This is a genomic window from Stygiolobus sp. RP850M, assembly GCF_037389295.1.
Taxonomy (GTDB): Archaea; Thermoproteota; Thermoprotei_A; order Sulfolobales; family Sulfolobaceae; genus Stygiolobus.
Genome location: NZ_JBBHKU010000071.1, coordinates 1 through 25,453 on the forward strand (window position 1 = coordinate 1; position 25,453 = coordinate 25,453).

Annotated in this window: 28 protein-coding genes, 1 tRNA gene and 1 pseudogene; 16 read left to right on the top strand and 14 right to left on the bottom strand. The window is 38.6% G+C overall.

From position 1 onward, the window contains the following. Positions 1-546 precede the first annotated feature (546 nt). Positions 547-619, top strand: a tRNA-Asp gene (locus tag WIW52_RS09405). On the opposite strand, the gene WIW52_RS09410 is transcribed toward WIW52_RS09405, so the two are convergent. Together WIW52_RS09410 and WIW52_RS09415 are read right to left on the bottom strand one after the other, a co-directional pair. Beyond that, positions 601-795, bottom strand: a complete 195-nt coding sequence (locus tag WIW52_RS09410; RefSeq protein WP_337710108.1) for a putative integrase — start codon at positions 793-795, stop codon at positions 601-603. The two genes, WIW52_RS09405 and WIW52_RS09410, sit on opposite strands and share 19 nt — an antisense overlap. 102 nt (positions 796-897) lie before the next feature. Next, the gene (locus WIW52_RS09415) at positions 898-1,191 is read right to left on the bottom strand and encodes a hypothetical protein (protein WP_337710109.1); all 294 of its coding nucleotides are present in this window, start codon (positions 1,189-1,191) and stop codon (positions 898-900) included. A gap of 314 nt (positions 1,192-1,505) precedes the next feature. On the opposite strand from WIW52_RS09415, the gene WIW52_RS09420 reads away from it, so the two are divergent. Continuing rightward, positions 1,506-2,249, top strand: a complete 744-nt coding sequence (locus tag WIW52_RS09420) for an MFS transporter (RefSeq protein ID WP_337710110.1) — start codon at positions 1,506-1,508, stop codon at positions 2,247-2,249. A 101-nt stretch (positions 2,250-2,350) separates the two neighbouring features. Continuing rightward, complete coding sequence (locus WIW52_RS09425) at positions 2,351-2,944, top strand: MFS transporter (protein ID WP_337710111.1); 594 nt, start codon at positions 2,351-2,353, stop codon at positions 2,942-2,944. Between the two features lie 82 nt (positions 2,945-3,026). On the opposite strand, the gene WIW52_RS09430 is transcribed toward WIW52_RS09425, so the two are convergent. Further along, a complete protein-coding gene (locus tag WIW52_RS09430; protein ID WP_337710112.1) occupies positions 3,027-4,061 on the bottom strand; it encodes a DEAD/DEAH box helicase in 1,035 nt (344 codons plus the stop codon). Between the two features lie 116 nt (positions 4,062-4,177). Here WIW52_RS09430 and WIW52_RS11325 point away from each other — a divergent pair. Together WIW52_RS11325 and WIW52_RS11330 are read left to right on the top strand one after the other, a co-directional pair. Continuing rightward, positions 4,178-4,276 (top strand): annotated as a pseudogene (locus WIW52_RS11325) (YidH family protein); the annotation flags it as partial. A gap of 6 nt (positions 4,277-4,282) precedes the next feature. Further along, the gene (locus WIW52_RS11330) at positions 4,283-4,453 is read left to right on the top strand and encodes a hypothetical protein (RefSeq protein WP_443295691.1); all 171 of its coding nucleotides are present in this window, start codon (positions 4,283-4,285) and stop codon (positions 4,451-4,453) included. Here the strand turns inward: WIW52_RS11330 and WIW52_RS09440 are convergent. From WIW52_RS09440 to WIW52_RS09455, 4 genes are all read right to left on the bottom strand, one after another. Then, complete coding sequence (locus WIW52_RS09440; RefSeq protein ID WP_337710113.1) at positions 4,432-5,280, bottom strand: translation elongation factor; 849 nt, start codon at positions 5,278-5,280, stop codon at positions 4,432-4,434. The genes WIW52_RS11330 and WIW52_RS09440 overlap by 22 nt on opposite strands. Positions 5,281-5,302: 22 nt before the next feature. Continuing rightward, a complete protein-coding gene (locus WIW52_RS09445; RefSeq protein WP_337710114.1) occupies positions 5,303-6,223 on the bottom strand; it encodes a sodium:calcium antiporter in 921 nt (306 codons plus the stop codon). A 149-nt stretch (positions 6,224-6,372) separates the two neighbouring features. Further along, positions 6,373-7,641: a hypothetical protein gene (locus WIW52_RS09450; protein WP_337710115.1), complete on the bottom strand. Its 1,269-nt coding sequence runs from the start codon at positions 7,639-7,641 to the stop codon at positions 6,373-6,375. A gap of 82 nt (positions 7,642-7,723) precedes the next feature. Next, positions 7,724-8,434 carry an ABC transporter ATP-binding protein gene (locus tag WIW52_RS09455; protein WP_337710116.1) on the bottom strand — a complete coding sequence of 237 codons (711 nt, stop codon included), beginning with the start codon at positions 8,432-8,434 and terminating at the stop codon, positions 7,724-7,726. A 599-nt stretch (positions 8,435-9,033) separates the two neighbouring features. Between WIW52_RS09455 and WIW52_RS09460 the strand changes: the two genes are divergently transcribed. From WIW52_RS09460 to WIW52_RS09505, 10 genes are read left to right on the top strand one after another with little or no spacing between them, the layout of a single operon-like run. Beyond that, positions 9,034-9,708 (top strand): precorrin-2 dehydrogenase/sirohydrochlorin ferrochelatase family protein, encoded by a 675-nt coding sequence (locus WIW52_RS09460; RefSeq protein ID WP_337710117.1) that lies wholly within the window; start codon positions 9,034-9,036, stop codon positions 9,706-9,708. Beyond that, positions 9,689-10,924, top strand: a complete 1,236-nt coding sequence (locus tag WIW52_RS09465; protein WP_337710118.1) for a glutamyl-tRNA reductase — start codon at positions 9,689-9,691, stop codon at positions 10,922-10,924. The genes WIW52_RS09460 and WIW52_RS09465 overlap by 20 nt, the downstream gene beginning before the upstream one ends. Next, positions 10,881-11,891 carry a porphobilinogen synthase gene (gene hemB / locus WIW52_RS09470; protein ID WP_337699822.1) on the top strand — a complete coding sequence of 337 codons (1,011 nt, stop codon included), beginning with the start codon at positions 10,881-10,883 and terminating at the stop codon, positions 11,889-11,891. Before WIW52_RS09465 ends, hemB begins: the two co-directional genes overlap by 44 nt. Continuing rightward, positions 11,864-13,147: a glutamate-1-semialdehyde 2,1-aminomutase gene (hemL, locus tag WIW52_RS09475; protein WP_337710119.1), complete on the top strand. Its 1,284-nt coding sequence runs from the start codon at positions 11,864-11,866 to the stop codon at positions 13,145-13,147. Before hemB ends, hemL begins: the two co-directional genes overlap by 28 nt. Continuing rightward, positions 13,144-14,058 carry a hydroxymethylbilane synthase gene (gene hemC, locus WIW52_RS09480; protein ID WP_337710120.1) on the top strand — a complete coding sequence of 305 codons (915 nt, stop codon included), beginning with the start codon at positions 13,144-13,146 and terminating at the stop codon, positions 14,056-14,058. The genes hemL and hemC overlap by 4 nt, the downstream gene beginning before the upstream one ends. Beyond that, on the top strand, positions 14,033-14,689 hold the full coding sequence (locus WIW52_RS09485) for a uroporphyrinogen-III synthase (protein WP_337710121.1): 657 nt from the start codon (positions 14,033-14,035) through the stop codon (positions 14,687-14,689). Before hemC ends, WIW52_RS09485 begins: the two co-directional genes overlap by 26 nt. Further along, positions 14,689-14,955 carry a hypothetical protein gene (locus WIW52_RS09490; RefSeq protein WP_337710122.1) on the top strand — a complete coding sequence of 89 codons (267 nt, stop codon included), beginning with the start codon at positions 14,689-14,691 and terminating at the stop codon, positions 14,953-14,955. Before WIW52_RS09485 ends, WIW52_RS09490 begins: the two co-directional genes overlap by 1 nt. 5 nt (positions 14,956-14,960) lie before the next feature. Next, the gene (locus tag WIW52_RS09495; protein ID WP_337710123.1) at positions 14,961-16,601 is read left to right on the top strand and encodes an alkaline phosphatase family protein; all 1,641 of its coding nucleotides are present in this window, start codon (positions 14,961-14,963) and stop codon (positions 16,599-16,601) included. After that, on the top strand, positions 16,576-17,955 hold the full coding sequence (locus WIW52_RS09500; protein WP_337710124.1) for a (2Fe-2S)-binding protein: 1,380 nt from the start codon (positions 16,576-16,578) through the stop codon (positions 17,953-17,955). The genes WIW52_RS09495 and WIW52_RS09500 overlap by 26 nt, the downstream gene beginning before the upstream one ends. Then, complete coding sequence (locus WIW52_RS09505; RefSeq protein WP_337710125.1) at positions 17,952-19,058, top strand: NAD(P)/FAD-dependent oxidoreductase; 1,107 nt, start codon at positions 17,952-17,954, stop codon at positions 19,056-19,058. The genes WIW52_RS09500 and WIW52_RS09505 overlap by 4 nt, the downstream gene beginning before the upstream one ends. Before the next feature lie 2 nt (positions 19,059-19,060). On the opposite strand, the gene WIW52_RS09510 is transcribed toward WIW52_RS09505, so the two are convergent. Next, positions 19,061-20,056: an MBL fold metallo-hydrolase gene (locus tag WIW52_RS09510; RefSeq protein ID WP_337710126.1), complete on the bottom strand. Its 996-nt coding sequence runs from the start codon at positions 20,054-20,056 to the stop codon at positions 19,061-19,063. Positions 20,057-20,092: 36 nt separating this feature from the next. Beyond that, positions 20,093-21,898, bottom strand: a complete 1,806-nt coding sequence (locus tag WIW52_RS09515) for an ATP-dependent DNA ligase (protein ID WP_337710231.1) — start codon at positions 21,896-21,898, stop codon at positions 20,093-20,095. A gap of 142 nt (positions 21,899-22,040) precedes the next feature. Here WIW52_RS09515 and dcd point away from each other — a divergent pair, with 142 nt between their 5' ends. Continuing rightward, complete coding sequence (dcd, locus tag WIW52_RS09520; protein ID WP_337710127.1) at positions 22,041-22,574, top strand: dCTP deaminase; 534 nt, start codon at positions 22,041-22,043, stop codon at positions 22,572-22,574. Here dcd and WIW52_RS09525 read toward each other — a convergent pair. The 5 genes from WIW52_RS09525 to WIW52_RS09545 are packed head-to-tail and all read right to left on the bottom strand — an operon-like array spanning position 22,565 to position 25,453. Beyond that, positions 22,565-23,269 carry a plasmid mobilization protein gene (locus WIW52_RS09525; protein WP_337710128.1) on the bottom strand — a complete coding sequence of 235 codons (705 nt, stop codon included), beginning with the start codon at positions 23,267-23,269 and terminating at the stop codon, positions 22,565-22,567. The two genes, dcd and WIW52_RS09525, sit on opposite strands and share 10 nt — an antisense overlap. Positions 23,270-23,320: 51 nt before the next feature. Next, the gene (pdo, locus tag WIW52_RS09530; RefSeq protein ID WP_337710129.1) at positions 23,321-24,025 is read right to left on the bottom strand and encodes a protein disulfide oxidoreductase; all 705 of its coding nucleotides are present in this window, start codon (positions 24,023-24,025) and stop codon (positions 23,321-23,323) included. 51 nt (positions 24,026-24,076) lie between these two features. Next, positions 24,077-24,763: a TIGR00296 family protein gene (locus tag WIW52_RS09535; protein ID WP_337699797.1), complete on the bottom strand. Its 687-nt coding sequence runs from the start codon at positions 24,761-24,763 to the stop codon at positions 24,077-24,079. Next, complete coding sequence (locus WIW52_RS09540) at positions 24,726-25,202, bottom strand: Mut7-C RNAse domain-containing protein (RefSeq protein ID WP_337699795.1); 477 nt, start codon at positions 25,200-25,202, stop codon at positions 24,726-24,728. Before WIW52_RS09540 ends, WIW52_RS09535 begins: the two co-directional genes overlap by 38 nt. After that, the gene (locus WIW52_RS09545; protein WP_337699793.1) at positions 25,202-25,453 is read right to left on the bottom strand and encodes a hypothetical protein; all 252 of its coding nucleotides are present in this window, start codon (positions 25,451-25,453) and stop codon (positions 25,202-25,204) included. The genes WIW52_RS09540 and WIW52_RS09545 overlap by 1 nt, the downstream gene beginning before the upstream one ends.

Below are 25,453 nucleotides of genomic sequence, written 5' to 3' on the forward strand. Positions count from 1 at the left end.
AGATACCATTAAGCCAGCTTTATTTTCTTTGGTAATAAAGTTTATGAAAATAACCTTAATCGGTCTGATTATGAATTTTTGAGAATTTGCATTGCCTTTATGTTAGTTGTGAAGAACGTTAAAAAATACTACATTGGCCCTATCCGTTTATGACAATTTTTAAAGCTAAGAGTAAAAGTTCGTAATTCCTGGTATCGTAATTTTCTCAAAGAATTCCTCTTTATATCAGCCAGAATACATTGCGATAGTCTTACGTCCTGAGTTCTTTAGAATGCTAGAAATGGTGAAGGATAAAGCTTGTTCTTCCCTAAAACCTTTCCATCCTCCAGCAACTATCTTCTAGAGACGTTGATTGGAAAAACTTAAATGCTAAACTATAGAGTAGAAGTTACTGGAGGTCAAGTTTCAAACGAATCTTCGTCGTAACCTCTTATTACTTACGGGACACCTTTCGCTTACCGGTTAAGAACGTGAAGCCTTATGATAGTTCGACCTTTACCAAGTAAATTTTAAATACGAACAAAATATGGATAAGAAATGAAGCATGCCGCGGTAGTCTAGCGGTCTAGGATGGGGGCCTGTCGAGCCCCTGACCCGGGTTCAAATCCCGGCCGCGGCGTTGTGTAGGGGGAACACCCCACTCCCGATATTAACGTATATCTCAATTATCCTTTCTAAAGGAGCAATGTAATGATGCCTTTGCTTACCGCCTTCATCCTTCTCTATGGAGTAAACATAATACTTTCCTTTAATCTCTTTTACATAGAATTTAGAATGGACGTAGAAATTAGGCATTTTAAGAATGTTAAGTAACGCGGGTATAAATACTTATTCTAATAGAACGACCAGTGTGGAGTTGGAAGGAGACGATAAAGATTACTCATTTGTGCGAAAAATTCAAATCGACTTGAGGAATTTTTCGCTGACTAAACCCTCAAGACCGTTTTTTCGAACCAGGTGGTAGACGCCCGACAAATATTTCTTATTATTATAAATGAAATACTTCTTATCATCACTGAGTTTTACGTTCACGCCGTTCGACTTTAACTCACCGTAATTCGTTAGCCAAACCCAACCGACTATCTCATAATCGTCTGTGGGGGACACCCCTAAAACCCCCAACGCTAAATATGAAGAATTGAAAGGAGTTATCACAGAGGACTTGGAAAGCACGGTTGATAATACCTTCAAATTTCCGCATCGGATCTAATCAAATTCGAATTAGCTCTTAGACAAGGTAATATAAGTGAAGAGAGAATTAAGAAGTGTCTCTCATAATTAACCGGGAGCTCTCTGTTTAAGCCTAAGAAATTGTCCTTATAACGATTTTTTAGCATTTTAAGAGGTAGTGATACTTTGCCTTTTCTTAATATCAGTGGAGTGCCCTTTCCCGTTCTTGCTACTTCTTTTTTGGTTATAAATACCTTATTTACTAAAATTGAACTTACTATTTTTGATTTGTATAAAAAACTTAAATACTAACAACTGATGAAATTCAGTTTGCAATGACAAATCCTCAAGGAAGCCCAACTAAAAAAAGTCCCGATGTATATTCAAAAGTAGCGGAATTGACAGCTAGAATAGACAGACTCCCTACAATGGTCTTACCCATCTCAGTTATTCTTGCTTTAGCCTTCGGTTATTTCATCGCACTTTATGACGTCATTGATATTGGTGTAGCATTCTCCGGTACATCACTTCCTTATACTGGATTAACAACATCCGAGGCAACTACCGTAGTGTCAATGGGATTATTCGGTTATATACCAGGTGCCTTAATCTTGGGATATCTGGCTGACAAGGTAGGAAGGAAACCGATGCTAATGTTTACGGCACTTTTAACTGCAATTGGTAGTCTTGGTAACGCTCTATCAGTAAACTATCCTATGTTTCTCGTTTTTAGGTTTATTACTGGGATGGGTATAGGTGGAGACTTAATTCTCGTACCTACTTATCTGGTAGAAATGGTACCTGCTGTTAAGAGGGGTCAATACTTCAACTTGGTATACATTGCCGGATGGGCAGGGCTAGGACTGGGTCCCTTCTTAGCATCTATAATAGACATTCTAAACCCAGCAATAGGTTGGAGAGTAATATTCCTAATAGGTGCTACTTTAGCTTTTATAGTACTCGTTATAAGGTCTCACGCAGACGAGACAGTTAGAATGCTAGCCTTGAAAGGAAAAATAGACCAAGCTGAAGCGCTAGTTAGAAAGATGGAGGAAGAAGCAAAGGTAAGGCTAAAGTAGCTGAACTCCCGCCTTATAACCCTCTGCAGTACAAAGTAGAAGAGAAGAATCCTCTTACAGTGTTCCTCAACAAGAAATATGCTATAAGGATAATCTCCGTCATGTTATCTATTTTCTTCTTCTACTTCGGCGAGTACCCGTACTTGACCGAATTCCTGATTTGGGTTAATAGCGTTTATGGTAACGACAAAGCCTTAATTAATGAATACACTGTGTTGTTCGGAACTGCTGGTATAGGAACTTTTCTGGGAGCAATAGCCCTTAGGTTCGCAGTCGAGAAAATTAGGAGGGCAATTCTGACTACTATAGCTTATGCTGTTGGTATGTTACTAGGAGTTTTGTTGTCAGTGTATTTAGTGCTTCAAAACAATACTACTATAGCTTTTGTGGCAATGTTCTTAACGAACTTCATAGGAGTAGGTTGGAGTAATCAAATGAACTACCTTAACGGTACTGAAAATGTCCCTACTTATGCAAGAGCTACATCCTTCGCATTTTCGGACGGATTTGCACACCTAGGAGCTGCTATCTCTACTGCAATTATCTTAGACTTTATACCGACTTTAGGATCTCTTGGGACTTGGGTACTGTTCCAAGTACCGATGGTCGTAATGGGAATAGTGCTAGTATTCGTTTTACCAAACACTATAGGACAAAGCCTGGAGAAAGTAAACGAGGCAGAAGCAGGAATTTGAATTCGGGTTTAAGAAACGTCTTTTTTCCTTTACTTTACTTTACGCTTTCAAGGACTTAAAATAAAGGCTTTTTCTATTGTTTTTAAACTCCTACTTTAGTCTCCTTCGCTAATAACTTCTTTACTTCTCTTTCTAACCAAAAGTCTCTTGGAGTTAAGAAAGTTATCGCAACCCCCTTTTTCCCCATTCTTCCAGTCCTACCAATTCTGTGTATATACGTCTTCAAGTCCTGAGGAGCGTCAAAGTTGACAACCTTGTGGACTAACGGTATGTCAATACCTCTGGACGCAACATCCGTTGTTACGAGGATATCATATTCCCCTCTTCTAAACGCATCTATGTTTTCGTTTCTCACCCTTTGAGGTAAATCACCCCTGAGTTCTACAGCGTTATCTAGTAAGTGCACTAATTTAGCTACCCTGCTTCTAGTCCTCATAAATACGATAATTCCGCTGTCTTCTTCCTCCCTTAAACTCCTAACTTTTGACCTCCAATCATCTTCTACTTCAAGAAATTTGTGCTCAACGTTAGCTAGTCCCTCACACACATAAACCCTTTCGGGGTTGTCCACGAACTTAGATGCTAAGGCTTCTATCTCTTTGGGTATAGTAGCTGAAAAGAGTCCCGTTATCTTCCTACTGGTCGTATGTGATAAAATCATCTCAACGTCCTCTATAAAACCCATGTCCAACATCAAATCTGCCTCGTCTACTACAACTACCTCAAACTCCTCTAGATTTATTTCTCCTTTTCCCCATAGGTCTAATAATCTTCCCGGGGTAGCAACTACAACGTCGGCACCTTCTAACTCTCTAAGTTGTCTGTTGTAAGGCATACCTCCGTATATTTCAGCCACTTTTATCCCCTTGTATTTACCGATAGATTTAATGTGAGATGAAACCTGCCTGGTGAGTTCCCTGGTAGGGGTAATCACAAGTGATTTATACTCAAGCTCTACAACGGGAATTCCGAAGGCAGCTGTCTTTCCGCTACCGGTTTTAGCCCTTACTATTACGTTTTTCCCGCTCAACATCAGCGGGATTGTCTTTCTTTGGACTTCAGTAAGTTCGCTGAAGCCCATTTCTTTCAAAGCTTTATCTACTTCTTCACTGAACATAAACGCTAAGTAGTCCCCGCAATTAATAAGCTTATAGGTGTGTCGAAATTAGTGCGAGAGATCATCTAGCCGCTAAGAGGACATTCTTAGCTTGGGTGAGAACATCCATAGCTTTAATGGGATTCGGATTCGTTATAGCCAAGTTTCAAATTTTTCTACACGTTTTAGCCCACGAACCTCTGACGTCATCTTCCCTTCTCGGAGGTGTTATAATGATAATCATGGGAATAGCTACGCTCCTTTACGGTTTCTACGAGTATTTGCAGGACGAGAAGCGGATAAAAGAAAACAAGTTTGAGGTTAAATTAACTCCTATGTGGATTTATACTGGATTATTAACATTATTAGCGGTGGCTCTAGTGGTGAGCCTTTACATCAGTGCACACCCGTAGACTCTTGGGGTCTTGGGTTTAGCGTTCATATTCAAAATTATTGCCCTCTTGATGGTTGTTGGAATCTCTCCGTTTAGTTTTATTTCATTTCCATTGATACTTCCCAATACTTTAAAACCGCCAGCAACTACGTGAACGTTACTAGCTTCTGAAGCCCATTTGAACTTATTTACATCCCTGATTACGTTAGTAAGGTTAATGCCGGGTTTAATTAGAGCAGTTACACCTTCTATTTCTTCGAGCTTCACATTACGTAATGCAAAACCTATCCTAGTCCCAGGTTGAACAGCTTGTTGGTCTTCGTCAAGTACTTGTATGCTTTTTACTTCCACTTCTTTTTTCATCGGTAATGCAACGAGCTTATCGTGAGCCTTTACTTCAGTCAGTGCAAAACCCAGAACTACTACTCCTACACCTTTTACATTGAAAGCCCTATCGATATATACGTAACCAAGATCGCTCACCGGCTCGTCTAGTTCCACGAACTCTGAGATCATGTTACTAATTGAGAGCTCTTTAAAGACCTTGCTGAAGGTCTCTTTATCAGGAGGCGGAATAACAACTCCTTTTAACCCCGAAGCTTCAGCTAATAACGCGAGTTCGCCCTCTATCGCGGTAAGTTGATTCATGACCAGATAAAAGGACGACGATATTGAGAGAGCTTCAGCTTGGTCTAGTAGCTTAGTAGGAGTTAAAACTGACCTAATAAGCTCGCCTATCTTTTTGTAGTAAATGTTGTTCTCCGTTTTTTTGCCCAGCTTTTCTGCAGTCTGTTTTATCAACTCCTCATTTGAAGCCAGCACGGTCGTTATTGAACCTCTTAGCATAAGTGAGTAAGAAAAGCCAGATTTAAAAGACTAGTGTAAAATACGCTACTAAGAAATATACAAACAAGAGCATTATTGACTCCTTTAACCCTAAGTTCTTGTCCATAAGTATGAAGATCGCAAAAGTATTAGCTATCAATGTCGCAACTATTTCACTCATCCCAGGTTGAAGTCTAACGTGGTTAAACAAGCCTACTATCGCTAAGAGCACGGTGGCGTTCTGTATCTTGCTACCTACGAAGTCAAATATCGCTAAAGACCCTCCGCGTTCAGAGGTGGTCGTAAGTCGTATTGCGGTTATCGTTTCTTCTAATTCACCTGCTAACGGGGTCAATATTAATGCTAACCAGATTGAGGGTATATGGAAATAGCTAGAAAGTTCAGCCACATCACCAATGAAAGGTCCTGAAAAAAGGATGAGCAGAAATGCACCCATAACTAAGTACAGAGCAGCCTTTATTATTTCCTCCGTCTCTGCTTCCTCTCTGTCCTCTTTTACGAATTTCTTCACTCTATAATAAGTGTAGTATCCGTACAAACTGAGGAGGGGGATTGACGTATAAATGTCCAGAGAACCGTATATCAAAACAATTAGCAGTAACATGGTTGAAGCGATCAGAAATCTATGCTCCACCGAATAGTCCTCAGCGATTACGAGATTTTTCTTCCACCTCAAGAAATTGTAAATCCCGAGTAAGCCTACTCCAAATGTAAATAGCATGACATTTCCGCCTATCGCAGAGCCTAAAGCTATATAGGGTTCACCCCTTAAGGAAGCAATAATTACAAAAATAGTTTCGGGTAGTGCTGTAAGTAGACCCATTATTATTCCGCCGGCCATACCTTGTCCCATGAATTCTTCAAGATTCTCTGCACCTCTAGCAATGAGTTCTGCAGATAAAACCAGTATTGGAAATATTATCAGTAAATTACCAACTATCAATACGCGATATAATCAGCTCTTACCCCTTTAAGCTTTTACGAAATTAGATGAATATTAGCTTAACGCTAATAATTTTACTAATTTTAAGTATTAGCAAATTCTCTACTTAGAGTAAAGAGATATTTGTAGACCTAAGAGAAATTATAAAACTAAGTTACTGAAGTCATTATTTTCTCTACGGTACTCTGCCAGTATGAACTCGATAAAAAGAACGGAAGGTCGAGAACTAATAGAACGACTGTGCCAATAATAAGTACGGAAAGGTAGGGTAAGAACGCTATAACCTCTAGGACGTCTAAAGGGATAATAATAGATAAGAATGAAACCAAGGACCTGCCCGCAGTTGTTATCTGAATATTTTGGAATGACGCACGGTAGAACCTCGAGTTTAGGGACATAACGAAAATCGAACCTAAAGGTAAATCTACCATAACGGTTAAGCCGAGCACAACTTGACTACTCAATACTTCAAAAAGACCTATTGGTAAAAGGACTACGGCTAGGGCTATAGCCTTACTTATGAGATAGTTCCTGAAGAACTCCAAGGGAGTCATAACGTTCATGTCTAACCATATCGGTTCGCTAATTAGTGCAGAACTTGATAATAAGACAGTTAAGAACCACGTTATGATAATGACGTAAAAGTTAAGAGAGAAGAATCCAATTTTTAGAGTATAAGCAAAATATATCATAGCACCCATTAATGAGGTAATTAACAAAATTTGCCATAACTTGACTCTCTTAGTGACGTATGTTGTAGTACCCATGAAATTAGCTCGCCCACCTACTTCCAATACGTTTAAGTTTTTAACTAACATAACCAAGAGAGGATACCTTACTTTAGTGAAGTTTATCTGTTCCTTAACCTCACCTTTTTCAGACGTTATAATGATATTAGAATAATTAGTGAAAGAAAATCTCTTGATGGCTAGAAAGAATGAACTTAAGGACAATGTTATTAGTAACGAAAACCCTATCGTATCATATCCGACGAACATGGACATAGGACTAAAAGGAAATCCCACACCTGCTAACAAGAACCAACCAGCAATTCCTAAAGCTACGAGCACTTTCCTCTTTATACTGAGTGAATAAGTTATGGCGGGAAGTGAAGCTGAGATCAAACTCAGAAGAAATGGAATAAAGATACCATATAAGCCTATAGATAGTACGAACAACGATACAAAAAGGATTGAGAGAGCCAAATTAGATACTATGGAACCAATAATAACTGAAGTGACTAGCATTCTATCGTCAATGGGAAGCATTGCTAGGAAATCACTGTCGGATTTAGATACCATGCCGAACCTAGTGTTAAATATTGAGGTGGCTACTAGGATCGAGGAATAAAATATCGAGAATAACGAAAACTCTGTTATTACTTGAGATGGCTCGAAATCATAGCTTAGTAAGTTCATTACTACTAAAATTGCTGAGATAAAAACGTTGAGGATGAAAGATCTTTTAGGAATCCGGGAAAAAATAACAAATTTTATGAGTTTACCCCACACTGCTCATCAACCTTGCCACTACACTTTCTATCGGTTCGTCCTCTCTTCCCATAGACTTCAAATCTACTATTGAGCCACTCCATATTACAGAGCCTCTAGATATCACAATAACGTGATCAGTTAACCTGGTAGCTATTGACATAATATGAGTAGAAACTAAAAACGTAGCGTTCATTTGCCTTAACATACCTATTACTTTTTCCTGAGTAGGTATATCTAGATAGTTAAGGGGCTCATCCAATAAGACTATTTCAGGATTATGAAGAAGTACTAACGCTATTGCGAGTTTCTGCTGATTACCCCTTGAGAGCTTACCGGCTTGTATATTTTCATATTGAACCAAATCTAATTTCTCCATCATCTCCCTAGCCTTCTCTTTAGGGTTAGGTATACCTCTCAGCGCAGCTATATACTCTAAATTCTCCCTTACTGTGAGTATTCTATATGGCATCGGGTCTTCTGGCAGATATCCCATAATCCTCTTCACTTGTTTATCCCCCGGCTTCAGACCTTTAATGAAAACGTCACCTTGATCAGGCTTTAACATTCCAGCTAAAATTTTCATGGTAGTGGACTTACCTGCACCATTAGGACCCAGAAGGGCATATCTACCGCCGCAAGGAATAGAAAATGAGAGATCTCGAAGGGCTTCTATTGAACCAAATCTCTTATAAACGTTAACCAGTGTAATACAATTCATATATAAAATTTCTAAGTTGGTTATAATTAAACATATTCACTAGATAATAGAACTGCATAGAAATATGAAAATTTTTATTTATCATTTATCGTAAAACCGTAATACTTTAGTATAACTAGGATTTTCCGTTAAAAAGTATCTAAATACCTAACGTTTATAATAAAACAATATTTGAAACATGCCAAGCCTTGTTACCCTTTTATTAAATATATTTCACTACTAGTGAGAGTAAAGTAAATAAAGTAGAAAGTGTAGGATCTACAATTAGACTGTTAACAAAAAATCTTTAAAGGGAATAAAAGTGGGGGGTGAAAAAGTTCGGAGGGGTGGTGAATGATGTATTGATATAATGAAAAGGATGTCATTTTTAAAGTTAACTTGTTTGAAACAAAGTGTTGTTAACGTGCTTTTTGTCTCTTTTTCATACACTCGCTTATTCTTTTTAGGTGGCGAAAAAGAGACATCTAATTTTAAAATTTAGTTCTAGATGTTCTCTCATTAAAATCTCCTAACAGTTAATTATAAAAACAAAATCTGAATATAATTTGATTTAAATAAACAGAGTAGAATTTAAATTAAGCGAATTTACATTAACAATAGTGAACGCGCGAAATTACACTTATCTACCTATTTTTCTAGATCTTAGGGGGTTAAAAGTTCTAGTGATAGGTGGGGGCACGGTAGGGACTAAAAGGGCTTTAAAATTCGCGGAGCTAATGAGTGACGTTACGGTAGTGAGTTTAGATTTTTCGACAGATCTTCAAAGAGCTTACGAAGAGAAGAAAATCAAATTAATTAAGGGTGATGCAAAATCACTAATCGACGATAACTTCCTTTCACGATACCACATAATAGTAACGGCTACCTCAGATAGGACTCTTAATTCTTCGATATGTAAAGTTGCTAAAATCTTGGGAAAACTATGTAACGATCCGACCAACCCTGAGGAATCAAATTTCATAGTACCCATTTACTCTATTGAGGACTCGATAGGCGTAGCCGTTACTACTTTCGGTAAGTCTAGTCTTTCCTCAAAGTTTATCCTACAGCTGATTAAGGAAAGAGTTCTCAACGACGAAGTGAAAAAGCTGGTAGAAGTCATGGGGCTAGTTAAGGATAAGATGAAGTCGGAAGTAGAAGACCCAAGAAGAAGATTCTCGTTGTACTCCTTAATTTTCAATGATCCTAAGTTTAGGGATTATGTGAGTAAAAACGACATAGAACACTCAATTAAGAGGGCGGAGGAGATAATCAATGGCTATAAGACAGATTAAATTAGACAATTATTACGCACTAATATATACTTATAAAACGGTAGGTCTCGATAAATTATACGAGCACTATATTAGAGACGAGGAACTTAAGGCGTTAAAATCTTCAGACGACATTGAGATTTGTGTCCTCCAAACGTGCAATAGAGTCGAGGCTTATCTCTATTTACACAACTCAGAAGATCTTAAAAACTTTCTAGAAAGACTGGACTCTTTCCATAGGGAGAAGATAACCAAAGATGCTACAATCCTACAAGGTAGAGCGGTGGCAAAGCACCTCTTTGAGGTCGCCTCAGGGATAGATTCACTCGCAGTTGGAGAATATGAAATTCTTGGACAAATAAAAGAAACTTCTGAGAAATGCAAAAAATTAAAGCTAATAGACGACGCTTTAGATCTATTATTTACTTCAGCAGTAAAGATCGGTAGGAGGGTTAGAAGTGAGACTAATATATCGAAAGGTAAGACCGGTGTCTATTCGCTCGCAGTTGATTATGTAATAAGACAATTTAAACATATCAAAAACTTAAAGGTTGCAATTGTAGGAGCTGGGGAAATAGGAAGTAAACTAGCCCATATGCTTAGGGATTCCGGTATAACGGATGTAACGATATTTAACAGAACTCTGAGCAGAGCCTATGACGTTGCAAGAAAATTTGGATATAAAGCTATGGAACTTAACTTTGACGAGGTAAGTAAATTTGACGTCGTATTCGTGGCTATCTACTACCCACAGAAGGTCAAGCTAAACGGACCAAAACTCGTAGTTGACTTATCACTGCCAGCTATCGTTGAAGGTGATAATGTAGTGACCTTAGAAACCCTCAAGTCTCTTTCAGCCCAAATAATGGAGAGGAAAATGGGAGAGATAGAAAAGGCTAAGAAGATAATTGAGGCGGAATTGGATAAGTTCAACAGAGAGATTGAGACGTATAACCTCAACAGACTGATTTCAATATTTATGAGTAAGATAGAGGAGATAAGGAGAGAAGAGATCAAGGAGGCAATGAACGTATTAGCTAAGAAGGAGCACCCAGAAATGGATGAAATATCAGAGATACTTGATAAGATGAGTTCATCTTTGCTAAAGAAAGTGCTCTCGCCGGTTTTAGAGGATATTAGAAAAACTCCTAATAGGATGGATTACCTTAATTATCTAATAGAGGTTTTAGGAAATGGTAACGTTTCCGACTCTAAGACCGAGAAGACTAAGAACTAATAAAGTGATAAGAGAGCTGGTAGCCCAAACAACTCTTAACGTTTCCCAACTAGTCTTACCTATTTTTGTGAAGGAGAACATAAACGAGCCAGAAAAAATTGACAGTATGCCCGACGTATTCAGGTACCCGCCTAACGATCACCTAATCAAATTTGTAGAGCAGTCCTTCAGTCTCGGAATAAAGAGCTTTATACTGTTTGGTATTCCTTCATATAAAGACGACTTTGCCTCTTCAGCATATGCTAAGGACGGGATAATTCAAAGGAGCTTAAGACTTCTTAGACAAACTTTTGGAGATAAGATTCTCTTAATAGCTGATGAATGTACTGACGAGTACACCAGTCATGGTCACTGCGGGATAGTAGTTAATAAAAACAGTAAAGTGTTGGTTGATAACGATGAAAGCTTGGAGGTTCATGCTAAAATCGCCTTAAGTCAAGCCGAAGCTGGGGCGGATATAATAGCTCCGTCATCAATGATGGATGGAGTAGTAGGAGCTATAAGGAGGACGCTTGACGAAAACGGGTTCAAAGACGTTAGTATAATGTCTTACAGTGTAAAATATGCCTCGACTTTCTATTCACCTTTTAGAGATGCTGCTTACTCTAAACCCGCTTTCGGAGATAGAAGAGGATATCAAATGGATCCTAGGAACTCATACGAGGCAATTAAGGAAGCTCATCTAGATGTAGAGGAAGGAGCGGACATATTGATGGTAAAGCCGGCACATACATATCTCGATGTAATAAGAATCGTGAAGGAAAACTTCCCTGAATACCCCTTAGCTGCTTATCACGTCAGCGGTGAATACAGCATGATAAAAGCCGCCGCGCTAAATGGGTGGATCGACGAAAAAACAGCTGTATTAGAAATAACTACAGCGATCAGGAGAGCTGGAGCTGATATAATACTGACGTATTATGCTCCGAAGATTGCAGAATGGATCAAGGAGGGTGTTCCGTTTTGAGCGAGAACTTATGGAAGGAAGCCCTAAAGCTTTTTGCCGGGGGAGTTAACAGCCCAGTAAGAGCTGCAGTTAAGCCTTATCCGTTTTACGTAGATAGGAGTGAAGGAGCTTTCTTATATACAGTAGATGGAAAAAGGCTAATAGATTACGTTTTAGGATATGGTCCACTATTTTTAGGGCATCGTCACCCCTATGTCGAAAAGAAGATTATAGAACAAGTTCAGAAAGGCTGGCTCTACGGTACTCCTAGTCCGGTTGAGATAAAGCTTGCGGAAAAGATAATCAGTCATTTACCTTCTGCACAGAAGGTTCGGTTCGTTAACAGTGGAACTGAGGCTACGATGTTAGCATTGAGGTTATCAAGAGGATATACTGGAAAAGAGAAAATACTCAAATTTAACGGCAATTATCATGGCGCTCATGATTACGGTCTTGTAGAGGCAGGTAGTGCAGCTACTGAATTCAACGTCTCTACTTCTAACGGAATACCTTTGTCGATAAGAAATACAGTCGAGATATGCGAGTACAATGACCTTTCCTGCGTTGAAAAAACGCTGAAAAAAGAAGACGTAGCAGGGGTAATAGTAGAGCCGGTAATGGGTAATATGGGGTTGATCTTACCGGAGAAGGACTTTTTAAAGGGGTTGAGGGAACTGACCAAGTCTTATAACTCGCTTTTAATATTCGACGAGGTCATTACGGGGTTCAGATTGGGACTTAGCGGAGCTCAAGGTTATTTCGGCATAAACCCAGATTTGACAACTTTAGGAAAAATTATAGGAGGAGGTCTACCTATCGGAGCTGTAGCTGGAAGAGCTGAAATAATTGATTTGCTAACGCCTTCAGGTAAGGTTTTTAACGCAGGGACGTTTAACGCAAACCCATTGAGCATGACAGCCGGTTTAGCGACAATAGAAGTATTAGAAAGGGAGAAAGTTTATGATACTGCTAGAGAGGCCACTAAAGCTTTCAGTGAAGAACTCTCTACACTTCTAGAGAGGAAGGGCTTTACCTTTACCCTTAACAGAATTGAAAGCATGTTCCAAGTTTTCTTTGGCGTGAAGAAAGTAACTAATGCTACCGAAGCAAAACAAGCTGACAAGAACACATATTTTAAGATGCATCAGAGAATGTTAGAAGGAGGAGTCTTCATTCCACCTAGTCAATTTGAAGTAATATTCTCTTCTGGTGCCCACAACCCCTCAGTAGTCAATACCACAATAGAAGTAACAAGAAAGGTGATAAATGAACTATGAAAAAAATAAGAATAGCTGCAAGAGGGAGTAAGCTCAGCAGAATACAAGTAAGAATGGTGGAAGAGAAATTAAATAAATTAGGAATAGAGACCTCATTCGTCGAGGTTAAAACAAAGGCTGACCTATTTCAAGCTTCGCCCTTATCACAGCTTGGAAAAGGGGTTTTCGAGAAAGAAGTGAATCAGGCTGTCATCAACGGGGAGGCTGATATTGCAGTCCACAGCATGAAAGATATGTTAAGCGAGACTCCGCCCGGTTTAGAGCTCTATGCAGTCCTAAAGAGAGACCCGCCCTTTGACGTTTTAATTTCACTGTCATACAGAGGTCTCTTTGAGTTGGAAAGCGGTAAAGTTATAGGAACGAGCAGTATGAGAAGGAGAAATTCGATAGTATTTTATCGTAAGGATCTGTTGGTGAGAGACCTTAGAGGGAACATCGACACCAGATTAAGAAAGTTATTTCAGGGTGAATACGATGCAATAATTGTAGCTGAAGCCTCAATAACGAGGCTCGCTACTTATGACCATCAATATCAAGGAATAAACTATTCTAAATTCGATCCTACACTCCTAACTCCTGAAGCTAACCAAGGAATAATAGCCATCGTGGGAAAGTCTAACTCCCCCTTAAAAGACCTTTTCAGAAAATTAAATGACGAAAAGACCTACCACGAAGCAATAGCCGAGAGAACGGCTCTAAATATTATTGGAGGAGGATGTCATTCCCCTTTAGGTGTATTGTTTGAGGAATTAGATGAGGGTGAATACCGAGGAATAATGACGTTCATTGACGGAAGAAAGAAAATTACAGTTGAGGGTATTTTCCGAGGAAAACCAGAAGAGGTAGGAGAGGAGCTAGGTAAACGACTGTTAAAGGAGATTAAGGATGAAGGTATTGTTATTAAGACCTGAGGGCAGTGAAGTACCCCAAGATCCCGAGGTAGAGATAGTTAATATACCGGTATTAAAACCGATTTGTATACCCCACACGCTGCCTTTTATGCCGAAAACGATAGGATTTACAAGTGTAAACGCGGTTAAATGTTTTAATTACGCCGAGGTTTTCGAAAAAGTTAATGAAGTTTATGCAGTAGGACCCTCTACGGCAAATGCGTTAAAAGATATATTTAACGTTAAGCAAGTGATAGTTCCTGAAACTTTCACCGTTGACTCGATGGTCCAGAAGATGTTAAGAAATTCAAGAGATAAAACAATCTTAGTAAGAAGTAGTGTCGGGTATAAGAGGGACAAGGAAAAGTACCCACAGATAACCCAAATAGTTGATTACGACCTTTTAATAAATGAGGAGAACTTAAGGAAGACCAAACAACTTCTATCTGATTGTACTTTTAACTATGTAATAATTACTAGTTCTCTAATAGCCACATTAGTTAAGGACTCTCTGAGAGAGTGTACTACAGTAGTTAGTATAGGTCCATCAACTACCAGAGCTTTAGAGGGGGTTAATAATATATATGAAGCTAGAGAACATGATATGAATGGAATATTTATCTTGTTGAAAGAGCTTTTGAGGGATGATTAATGGATGATACTACCTTACGCAAGCTCACTCTTAAAACATTAAGAGAGATAGTAGGGGAAGTTGATGAAAAGACCTTAGAAATAAAGTTCTTTCAACAATTTAAGGACAAAGTAGATATTTACGGTAAATTCGAGAACGAAAAAGGTTTTTATGAGTTCGCACTTAGTTTTGACGAAAAAGGCAAAGCTAAGAGAAAAAATGTTAATATGATTATGCCTAAAGACATCAAGGACGAGATAGAGAAGAAAACAAAAGTTAACGGGTAGGCGTTTTGAGACTTCTATTAATAGTCATTGACGGAATGGCTTTTCACGTAGTAGAGAAGATAAGGAACAAGCTACCTACGATAAACGAGTTAATATCAAAGGGCTTTTTCGGAAAACTCGAGTCAGTCTTCCCATCATTAACCCCTATAGCTTTAGCTTCTCTTGTGACTGGTAATACTCCTAAAGTAAACGGTGTTACGGCTCCTAAAATATTCGTTAAAGACAAACGATTATCTAACGAACTCTCTGCATACTCTAGCGATCCGTTAAAGACCGACCCTCTCTGGGTTTACTTGAGTAAAAATGGGTATAATACATTAGTGACCTCTTCACCACAAGCTTTACCTGATAAATGGAACATGGAAAACTCTGCCCTTTTCGATCCGTATAAGAGTAAAATGAAGAAATGCAGTGATGGAAGAGTGATAACTGAGGGAGAAAATAAAGTTCTAGGAAAAGTTTGGTTAGTTGAAAGATCTTCGAATAAATTTTACGTAGCTATTCCCTATCCAAACGGGGATAAAATCATTGAGTTAGAAAAGAATGAGTGGAGCTTACCAATTACCATTAGGGGAAAGTGCGGAAAAGAGGAGTTTAACGCTACAACCATATTACACGCAAGGGAGAACGACATATACATATCACCTATAGCTTTCGATAATAAGAGGTGGGGTAATAAACCTCAATTAATGGAAAGAATTTGGAATGAAATATCTACTGTTTATGGCATGATTATGGACGGTGACCATGTTTCGCTTCATAAGGATATAATTACCTTTGAAGAATACATGGAAACTGTTAAGAGAACCTTCACCTTCTTTTACAATTATACTAAATATCTTCTTGATAACGTGAAATGGGACTTCGCTTTAACATATTTGCCAGTAGTTGACAATGTACAACACTTATTATATGGTTTAGATGACGAAAAGGCTTGGGAGCATATAGTACAAAGTTATCTTATGGCTGATGAATTCATAAAAATGCACTTAGATTATGCTGATTTAGTGATAGTTGCCTCAGACCACGGTATTGAAAAGGTAAAGAAAAAAGTGTTTATTAACAAACTACTGGAGAAAATTAATGTCTTGTCCTTGAACGAAAAGGATGAAATCGACTGGTCTAGGACTAAAGCATATTACGGCGGAGGAGGACAGATACGAATTAACCTAAAAGGTAGGGAAAATAGGGGAATAGTATCACTGAAGGAGTTCCCTAAGCTAGTTAGATATATAGTCAGGAATTTAGAAAACCTTACGGATGGTAACGAAAAGATTTTCACTTCTATATACGCTAATGAATCACCAGCATCCGACCGTGAAGGTGATATTAAGATAGGAGGAATTAAGGACTATTATGGGGTTAGCAGCGCCGTGAAAAAAGACATGGAAGTGATTGAAGACGTTATCCCTTATAAAATGAACAGTGGTGAACACGGGTATTTTAGAAAGAATGACCTATACGGGGTCATAATCGCAAAATACAAACAATTAGAGCTGAATAGGACAGAAACTATTCAACAGGCTAAGATAATAGATATAGCACCTACAATTCTTAAACTATTCAATATTAATAACATTAAAATGGAAGGGAGACCAATATTAAAATTGTTAGAACCTTATGAGAGTTCCCGCCGCATATACTAAAAGGACAAAGAGAAAAATCGGGGTAAGTTATGACGAATACGGTATGCCTTACACCGAATATGTTAACGATAAAGGAGAAATAACTTCCGTCTTTACATCCTCTCCGAAAGAGAGGCATCCTCTACCCCTCAGAATAAACATAAGGTTTCTTCATGAGACTCGACTACTGAGAAATAGTAGTGTGCTACCGGCTCTTCCATTCTTCCAAGACCTACCTAAACATTATTCACCTCTTAAAAAACACAAAGATGTAGAGAAAGCCCATTTCAAAAGGCTGATCATTGGAGGAGGAACCTCAGGTATAGCTGCTCTGAATGAGGACTCAATTATGATAACTAGGGAGTTATTCGGGGACATCCTATTTGACGAGTCTCCCTCTCTCTTACTTTCCAAGGAGGAAATAGTAAAGAAACTAAAGGAAAAAGTAAAGAAATTCGAAAATAAAGTTCTTTACGGTAATTACATGGGGAAATTTGACGAAGGACTACTTTTTGAGCTAGAAGATAAGTTCCTTCTTGTAGAGGCTGAAGAGATAGTAGTTTCTACCGGAGCTAGGACTTTAAAGCCTATATTCAAGGGTAATTGGGAACAAGGAGTAGTGTCAAGAGAGTATTACATTAGGAAGCTAAAGGGGGAAATTGGAGAGGAGAGTAAGATACTAGTATTAGGATATAACGATTTGGCTGTAAAGACGGCTCTGAACTCTAAAAAAGCTATAATTTTAGCTCCCCAACATGTTGACTTTGCCTTTTCACCATTATACAGAGATCTTGTAAACGAAAATGGAATAGAACTTGAAAGGGATTACATAGTAGACGTGATTAGAACTGATGACAAAAAACTGGTAGTCACGACCAAAAAGGGCGAATATGAAGTTTCACTTATCGTATTTTCTGTTCTCAAACAGCCAAGGCTTGAGGTTACAAGTAGCATGGGGCTTTCGTATACTTATGAAAATCACGTATACAAGCCTGTAAGAGAAAATAACGTGCAAATAACTGGTGGAATATTGGGGATAGTTGACGAATACTTAAGTTTACTCAGCGGTGAGGTTCTTAACGACCCGAAAAAAATAGATGAGCTGAAAAACTACTCATCAAAGGAAGTTACATTCTCCATCTCACCTTACTATTATGGAAGCAATGGTCTGATATGCGAATGCGAGGAGGTTTGGTTAGAAGATATAGAATATGCAAAATCTCTCGGCGTTAGAGATACTGAGGAAATAAAGAGAGTTACAGGGTTAGGGACTGGAAAGTGCCAAGGTAAAGCATGCGTAATAGTTGCAGGAGACTACCTAAAAAGCAATATTCTAATTTCCTTCAGGACGCCTATTTATCCGGTGAGAATATGATCATTGTTGGTGCAGGTGCTCATGGTCTAAGTTTAGCTTATCACTTGACCAGAGAGGGTTTTAATGATATTAAGATAATCGAAATGAAGAGGATAGGATTTGGGTCTAGCAGTAGAAATGCCTCTAGGTTTCGCTATCATTTCTTCAGCAGAGAGAATATAACATACGCCAAGAAAGCTATTCCATACCTAATACAGCACGTTAAAGAGCTGAGGCTCAACTCTCTACTTTATTTCACGGGATACTTATGGATATTAAGGGACGAGGAACAAATCTCAATCCAAAAGAAGTTGGACAGCATGTGGAAAGCTGAGGGTATAGGAGGTGAATTCAGAGATTGTAGCGAATTTGAGTTTCTAAAAAGCGAAGGGTTGTGTTACTACGCGCCTCAAGATGGTGCATTCCATCACGACTACTTAATTTACAGTTATTACTTGGAGATAAAGGATAAGGCAAGATTAATCATAGATGAAGTAGAAAAAATAAACTTCAAAGGGGGGAAAGTAGCGGGGATAAAACTAGTAAAAGGTGGAGAATTGAATGATGACGTCGTAGTAGTAACGGCTGGTGCTTGGAGCGGTAAATTAATGACGAATTCTGGGATTAACGTACCTATATTTCCTGAGAAAAAGGAAATCTTTATAACGGAAGACGTAAGTTTCAGGGTAAGACCCTTAGTAATAGACACGAGTAATAAGGTCTATTTTTCGCAAACACTAAAGGGTGAAATAATCGGGGGTACAGAAACTCCTAGACCGTACGATTTTCTACCATTTACTAACTCTTTCGAAGAGCTCTCACACTTTTTGAGAGCAATAAGGGAGACTGTTAAGGGCATTGAAGGTATAGGAATATTAAGAGGTTGGAGTGGTTATTACGAAATGACGCCTGATAGTTCCCATATAATGGGTTATGATGACGAGTGGCCGGAAGGACTTTATATTGATGCCGGTTACAGCGGACATGGGATGATGTTTGCCCCGTATTCCGGTAAGCTTGTGGCTGAACTAATACTGAACGGAAAAGTTCCGCCAGAAATGAGACCGTACCTACCGACAAGGTTTAAGGAAAAGAAGTTGATAGCGGAAAGTCTAGTAATATAACCTTAACTACCATTGGAGGACGGTAATATTTTTACTTTCTTTCTATAATATTTTGTCACATATACCGCAAAGTCATACGCGTATTTACTCCTACTCCCATCTAGGATTACTAGGTCGGCTGTAGTCATTTCTACATACTTCAAATTATCCTCGAAGTCTCCGTGGCTGCTAAACCCTATAATAAATGAGTTCGAATCTACCGGTTTTATGAAGTCCTTAACAAGCCAACCGTCTAAGAGGAAGTTAGTTGTAGCCTTAGTCCTCCTCTTAAATTCGGTCGCATGTTTAAACTCTACGTACCATCCATCCTTAATTATCTTCTTTCCCTCTTCAGTATTTTTACTTACAAATTTACCCACCATTTCTCCATATTTTTCAGCTATGGCTGTTAATTTCTCCACCTTATTTTCAACCAGAAACGGTGCATCGAGGTTATACTTACGCAATACTTTCATAGCCTCTTGTAACTTTCCGTAGTATGCGTAAATAGTAACCGGACCTTTAAGGAGGGCATCTGCTACATAATCTGCGAACAACATCTCCATATCATCCTTGTATTTTCTCACAAAGTTTGGACTGCCGTAGGTTACGTCTATTATTAATACGTCGGGATTGAGAATCGGCGTACCTTTACCTGGGTTCCTAAAATCACCGGTATAAGCTATCTCTACACCTTTTTCAGTTTCAATAACTACTTGTGATGCTCCCATGATATGCTCTGCCCTCTCAAGCTTTATTTTCTCACCAAGAAGGTCTACCTTTACGCCGTAATTAAGCGGTAGTTGTTTGTGCTTAGGTATGTTATATCCTAGCACTTGTAACGATTCAATAGTAATAGGTGAGGCGATTATGCTGGTGCATTCCTTAATACTCTTATTTAATTCGCTTATGTGATCAGCGTGAAAGTGTGTTACAGCCCTGAATAACCTCTTATAATGACCATCGATAACAAAGTTATTACCTACCAGTATTGCACCGCTATCTTGTATATCGAACACACTAAAATTAATGAAGTAACAATATATGAATTTTGATTAGGAAGGTTCCGTCTCTCCGCTTGAATCCTCTTTTTTCTTCAGCTTCAACTTATACATCTCTAAGATTTCTTGTGGTGTGGTAGCTTCTTCCACGCTCTTATCATCCCTCCACCTTATAAACCTGGGGAATCTTATTGAGAGTCCTGCTTCCTTGCTTACTTGCCCCTTACAGCAGGTATGTTGCGGGGAAAGAGTTATCTCCGCACCTATCACCTCAGCCACATACTTTGGTCGAACCCATATATCTGGTTCCATTTCTGACTCTACTCTCGGGTCTTTGGAGTCTATTTTGATCTCCATAAGTTTCTTTTGTAGCTCATCCAGTTCCGCATCGCTGAAACCCGAGGCTACTTTACATACTGTATAAAATGTGTCAGTCTCAGGGTCGTAAGCTGCCATTAATAGTGAGCTTAACTTTCCTCCCCTCTTACCCCTCCCGTAAAAAGCACCAACAACTACTAAGTCAACGCTGTCAGCCATCTCACTCTGATAGTCTCTCTTGAGTTTTATCCACAAGAATCCCCTAGCTCCAGCCTGATATATTGAGTCTTTACCTACAGCCTTCACCATTATTCCTTCTGCGCCTTCTGAGATAGCCTGATAGAAGTACTCTTTCAGCTTTTCGACGTCATCGGTAAATATATGGTGAGCAATGTGCAACTTGTCGTTGGGCTTTATTATTTCTTCGAGCTTCTTTCTCCTCTTTGGCAAAGGTTTTAAAGTATAATCCTCTCCGTTATAATACATTAAGTCGAAAAGGTAGACATTTACTGGGTATTCCTCAACCGCCTCATGTATATCGTTTTTTCTCTTCCTATGCATTAACTCCTGGAAAGGTAAAATGTCTCCACTTTCTTTGTCTATAGCCACTATCTCGCCTTCAATTATCACCTCATCTGCATTGATATAGTCTTTAACATAATCTCTTACGTCGGGATACTGCTTAGTAATATTTTCGAGCCTTCTTGAGAATATATAAACCTCATTACCTTTCTTGTGAATTTGAGCCCTTTCCCCGTCATATTTATAATCTACTAACGCTTGACCTCCGACTTTTGATAATATTTCAACCGGGTCGTTGAGCCTTTCTGCTAACATCGGTCTTATGGGTATTCCTACTTCAGGCTTTAGATTCTTTAACGCTTCAATACCCTCCGAAGCCACTACTTTAGCTATGTTACCAAGATCTGCCCTTAGATTATAAGCCCTTTCAATTATTGGACGTGCGTGAGGACCTCCTCCATAGGCGTTAGCGAGAGCGTCCATAATTGTGGCGTCTCCTATACCAACTCTCAGTCTCCCATCTATAAACCTTATAATGTATTTCGCTTCTAGGGGATCGGCCTTCTTTAATAAACCAGCTAGGGAGCGGATTTTTACATCCCTGCTTCCTTCGCCCTCAGCCAAAGCAATCTTACTTAGAGAGTTATATACTTCCTCAACGGTTAGGGGAGAAGATGACGAAGCACCTAAGAATGCCAAGATTGTAGTTCCGCTGCCTGACTTTTTCAGCCTATAGGCTACTTCACCCAAGTCACCTACCTTTTTAAGTTCGGCCTCGATTGTATCCTCCTTGACGTTAATCCCTATGGATAAAGCCTTTATCATTAACTTTTCTCCGAGACCTATTTCAGGATAACCATAAAAGTCAGGCCATAGTTTTCCCTGAATTATATAAACCACTTTATCTATTACATCCTTATCGGATTTCTTGAACAAGTCAGTCAACAATGAAGTTATTTGTATCCTTGATGATATTCTCTCGAGTTTATCAAAATATTCAGCGATTAGTTTAAACTCCATCACTTTAATATGTTGATCAAAAAGTGTAATAAGGATGATGAAATCTGGCAAGACCGAGATATGACGAATCAGAGTTACCCTGACCTCTTATTCAAGTAACCTTTTCCTTAAATAGTGTTCGTATATAAAATATTAAGGTAGCATGATTCTTGGAGATCGTGATTTGAAATACTACCTTGAAAAAAGGTGGATCGTAATAGATCCATTAAGAGAGGACAGTGTTAGAGAAAACGGAATAGACCTACGTATCGGTGAGGAAATAGCTAGATTTGAAGAAACACAAGACAAAGTATTCGACCCGGACAATCCCGATTACTCTCTTTTCCATGTAGAGAAAGGAGAAGAGTTTATAATACGCCCCTATGAACACGTATTACTCACAACGGAAGAATTAGTTAAGTTACCCAATGACGTAATGGCATTCGTAAACCTTCGTTCATCTTTTGCTAGACTAGGTCTCTTCATCCCTCCAACGATTGTAGATGCAGGGTTTGAAGGTCAGATTACGATAGAAGTAGTAGGCTCATCATTCCCCGTAAAACTGAAAAAAGGGATGAGGTTCCTTCACCTTATTTTTGCTAAAACTTTAACACCAGTAGAGAACCCATACCAAGGAAAATATCAAGGACAAAGAGGAGTTACAGTTCCACGGTTTACGAACAAAAATCACAGTTGAGCTGCTAGTTTCCATCCTTTAGAGTTAGCGTCATATATTACCAGTGCTTCTTTTGCCAATTTCCTGAATAGTTTTGCCTCTTTAGGTTCAAGCTTACTTGCAGCCTCTTCAGGATCAGATGTATCTATCGATGAAATATCTTCAATAAATTTGTTGTAAAAATCTTGACTCATAGCTATTCTTTCGGATTCTAAGTACATTATTTTAGCTCCTTCTCTCTCAAGTTTATTGAAGAAAGCTGTAGGATCTCTTAATGCCTTAAGTTCCGACTCAAATAATATACCTTCTTCTTGTAACCTTTCAATAGCTGTCTTCTTAAGTTGCGGTTGCTCTTTCTTCGCTTCAACCTTGATCTGTTTTTTCTCTTCACTCTTTTCAATCTTTTCAGCACTCTTTTTACTACTTTCTAACTCTTCAATTTTTTCGGTAAGATCCGCAATTTTCCTCTTTATTTCCTCTATTTGCGCTGTAAAAGGATTTATATAATCCATTATTTTTCTCTCTAATTTTGTAACAATCTGATTCACTATCTCGGGGTTATTCACGTCAACATTAATCTGATTTTGAATTGGGGTTTGCCTTCCGAACAAAACACTCCTTACGTACTCCGAAAGTAGAACATAACCCTCTTGTCTTGCCTTTTCTTCTAATTCCTTGTACTCTTCATCAGTAAGCTTAATTGAAATAATTTTCACAAATAAAATAAGTCATGCGTTATTAAAAAACTACTTTCCTTAAACTTGAGATTACGCTTTCTGATTCTGCTTCTCAAGGATTGAAGCTATGAAATTCTCTTCAGTAGGAACTCCTATGAATTCAACAGAGCCGTTTATAGCTACAGAAGGCACTGACATTACTTGATATTTCTCGGCTATGTCTTGGTTCTCGTATGCCTCTACCACATCTGATAGTACATTACACTTACCAGCTTTACAAGCTTCGTAAGCTACCATATGAGCCATTAAAGCAGCGTAAGGACAATAAGGACATGAGGGAGTAACCACCGTCTCGATCTTCACAAATCCGTTCAGCTTCTCTTTTATTGCATTAATTGTCTCTTGACTTAATCCACTTTCGTTTAGTGAAAGCCTTACAGCAGTCTCAACTAGTGCCCTTATCTCTTCTCCTAAGGGAGCGCCAGTCCATCTTATATAGCCTTTAACAAAGGCAACAGTTGGAACTCTCTCGATATTAAACTCTTTGAAAACTTGTAAGTCATTCTGGTCAGCTTTGTCTAGCACGTGAATCTGTAATAAGCTTTTACCATCCTTTTTAGGAGCAGCGGCACTCATGAATTCTAAAAATCTTTTCGTAACATCACAATAGTGGCAATGTTCATCTAGAGAGTTTATAAATACGTATACATCAACAAGGTTTTTCATATCTTTTAAAGCGTCTTGTAAAGCTTGTTTAACTTCGTCTGTAAAAAGTTCTGCAAATTCTTCCTCCATCCTAACCACGCTACTAATCTTTTTTGGCTTCGCCGAATAAAAAAGTAACTACTATAAATTCAAAATTTCCTCTTTTTTGCATTTAATTTGGTTGGGCTTTAGAACAAGGATATTTTCTGAATTAGGACTCGTCTCTCTGAAAATAATACCTTGGAATTTCTTAACTTTTACTTTTGAATTTAACCAGCAATCAGGGTCTAATCCTGCTTTGATACAAGTTTCGGCTAGGAAGGTCTCAGAGTCCCAGCAATATTCCATAGGAACTTGAGGCAATAATAGACCGCTATACATTATCCCGTACTCGACAATCAATCCGTCTTCTCCTACTTTAACTTGATTCACGAGGTCTTTCCTATTACTTGTTGTAATCTCCTCAGGTTTTGTCAGAACTGTTACCTCTATTATAATCTCATCGATCTCGTGCTTAGCTAAAGGAGGAAACCTGGGGTCAGAAAACGCAGCACCAATTGCAGCCTTACTTACTATCTCGCTAAGTGGTGCCACAGCCTCAACGTAACCTATACACCCTCTAAGAGATGTAGTTGAACCGGTTTCTTTTTCAAGTGTAACAAAAGCTAATCCTCTTTTATCTAGGACGGGGTCGTAAAGAGACTCATCAATCTTTCTCCTTAACCCTAACTCGACTTCAATTGACTGTCTTGCAATCTTTACTAATTTCTTGCCTAAATCTTCAGTGAGATCACTGATCGTAACTAATTGACTGCTGTCGAGACTCATTATTCTTTAATATTGCTCTCGCCCTAATAAGAGTGCTCTCTATAGTTCTCCAATGAGAACCCTTCCAATACTTTTTATGACACCTAGTGCACTCCCACAAATTGTCATTAACCTTCTTCAGCACACCGTTACACACGGAGCACCTTGAAAAATTAGGATCTACAATATTCAAATCTATAGAGTATTTAGAAGATAATTTAGCTAAAATTTCTTCAATTTTCAGACCAGGGATAACATAAAAACACTCTAGCCCCCTCTTCCTAGCTCTTACACATAACCCTCTATCTCTCGTTATAATTATTCTATTCTCATCAGAAGCAATCTTCAAAATTTTCCAGTCTTCAAAGTTATTATTGTAGGCAGTGTCGTAACCTAATATCCTCAGCCACCTTGCTAGCTTGCCCAGCATTGCATCTACTACGAATTTCTGAGTTTGCATTAAACATTATACAGTATTACAAATATTAAAAGCCACGACGCCAATAATATTGAAACACCTCTGCCTAGTAAATCCCACTTAGTAAGGTTAAAACCCCTTATAATACCATAGACTATCCCAACGGATAACGCATATGTAATTAACGGAATCAGAAGTGCTATTACCTCGTTATTCAGTAAGATGAATGAAAGAGCACCGCTCACTACTCCCATAATCCCTCTGAGCACCAAGATTTTATCTTCCTTCTCCAC

What these genes read in the sequence shown, in the direction of transcription:
- WIW52_RS09505 (WP_337710125.1), top strand. Translation starts at nt 17,952, where the DNA reads ATGATCATTGTTGGTGCAGGTGCTCATGGTCTAAGTTTAGCTTATCAC.
- WIW52_RS09535 (WP_337699797.1), bottom strand. Translation starts at nt 24,763, where the DNA reads ATGAGTCTCGACAGCAGTCAATTAGTTACGATCAGTGATCTCACTGAA.
- hemB (WP_337699822.1), top strand. Translation starts at nt 10,881, where the DNA reads ATGGTAACGTTTCCGACTCTAAGACCGAGAAGACTAAGAACTAATAAA.
- WIW52_RS09430 (WP_337710112.1), bottom strand. Translation starts at nt 4,061, where the DNA reads ATGTTCAGTGAAGAAGTAGATAAAGCTTTGAAAGAAATGGGCTTCAGC.
- WIW52_RS09485 (WP_337710121.1), top strand. Translation starts at nt 14,033, where the DNA reads ATGAAGGTATTGTTATTAAGACCTGAGGGCAGTGAAGTACCCCAAGAT.
- WIW52_RS09500 (WP_337710124.1), top strand. Translation starts at nt 16,576, where the DNA reads ATGAGAGTTCCCGCCGCATATACTAAAAGGACAAAGAGAAAAATCGGG.
- hemL (WP_337710119.1), top strand. Translation starts at nt 11,864, where the DNA reads ATGGATCAAGGAGGGTGTTCCGTTTTGAGCGAGAACTTATGGAAGGAA.
- WIW52_RS09490 (WP_337710122.1), top strand. Translation starts at nt 14,689, where the DNA reads ATGGATGATACTACCTTACGCAAGCTCACTCTTAAAACATTAAGAGAG.
- dcd (WP_337710127.1), top strand. Translation starts at nt 22,041, where the DNA reads ATGATTCTTGGAGATCGTGATTTGAAATACTACCTTGAAAAAAGGTGG.
- WIW52_RS09515 (WP_337710231.1), bottom strand. Translation starts at nt 21,898, where the DNA reads ATGGAGTTTAAACTAATCGCTGAATATTTTGATAAACTCGAGAGAATA.
- WIW52_RS09455 (WP_337710116.1), bottom strand. Translation starts at nt 8,434, where the DNA reads ATGAATTGTATTACACTGGTTAACGTTTATAAGAGATTTGGTTCAATA.
- WIW52_RS09425 (WP_337710111.1), top strand. Translation starts at nt 2,351, where the DNA reads ATGTTATCTATTTTCTTCTTCTACTTCGGCGAGTACCCGTACTTGACC.
- WIW52_RS09465 (WP_337710118.1), top strand. Translation starts at nt 9,689, where the DNA reads ATGGCTATAAGACAGATTAAATTAGACAATTATTACGCACTAATATAT.
- pdo (WP_337710129.1), bottom strand. Translation starts at nt 24,025, where the DNA reads ATGGAGGAAGAATTTGCAGAACTTTTTACAGACGAAGTTAAACAAGCT.
- WIW52_RS11330 (WP_443295691.1), top strand. Translation starts at nt 4,283, where the DNA reads ATGGGAATAGCTACGCTCCTTTACGGTTTCTACGAGTATTTGCAGGAC.
- WIW52_RS09450 (WP_337710115.1), bottom strand. Translation starts at nt 7,641, where the DNA reads ATGAACTTACTAAGCTATGATTTCGAGCCATCTCAAGTAATAACAGAG.
- WIW52_RS09410 (WP_337710108.1), bottom strand. Translation starts at nt 795, where the DNA reads ATGCCTAATTTCTACGTCCATTCTAAATTCTATGTAAAAGAGATTAAA.
- hemC (WP_337710120.1), top strand. Translation starts at nt 13,144, where the DNA reads ATGAAAAAAATAAGAATAGCTGCAAGAGGGAGTAAGCTCAGCAGAATA.
- WIW52_RS09540 (WP_337699795.1), bottom strand. Translation starts at nt 25,202, where the DNA reads ATGCAAACTCAGAAATTCGTAGTAGATGCAATGCTGGGCAAGCTAGCA.
- WIW52_RS09440 (WP_337710113.1), bottom strand. Translation starts at nt 5,280, where the DNA reads ATGCTAAGAGGTTCAATAACGACCGTGCTGGCTTCAAATGAGGAGTTG.
- WIW52_RS09420 (WP_337710110.1), top strand. Translation starts at nt 1,506, where the DNA reads ATGACAAATCCTCAAGGAAGCCCAACTAAAAAAAGTCCCGATGTATAT.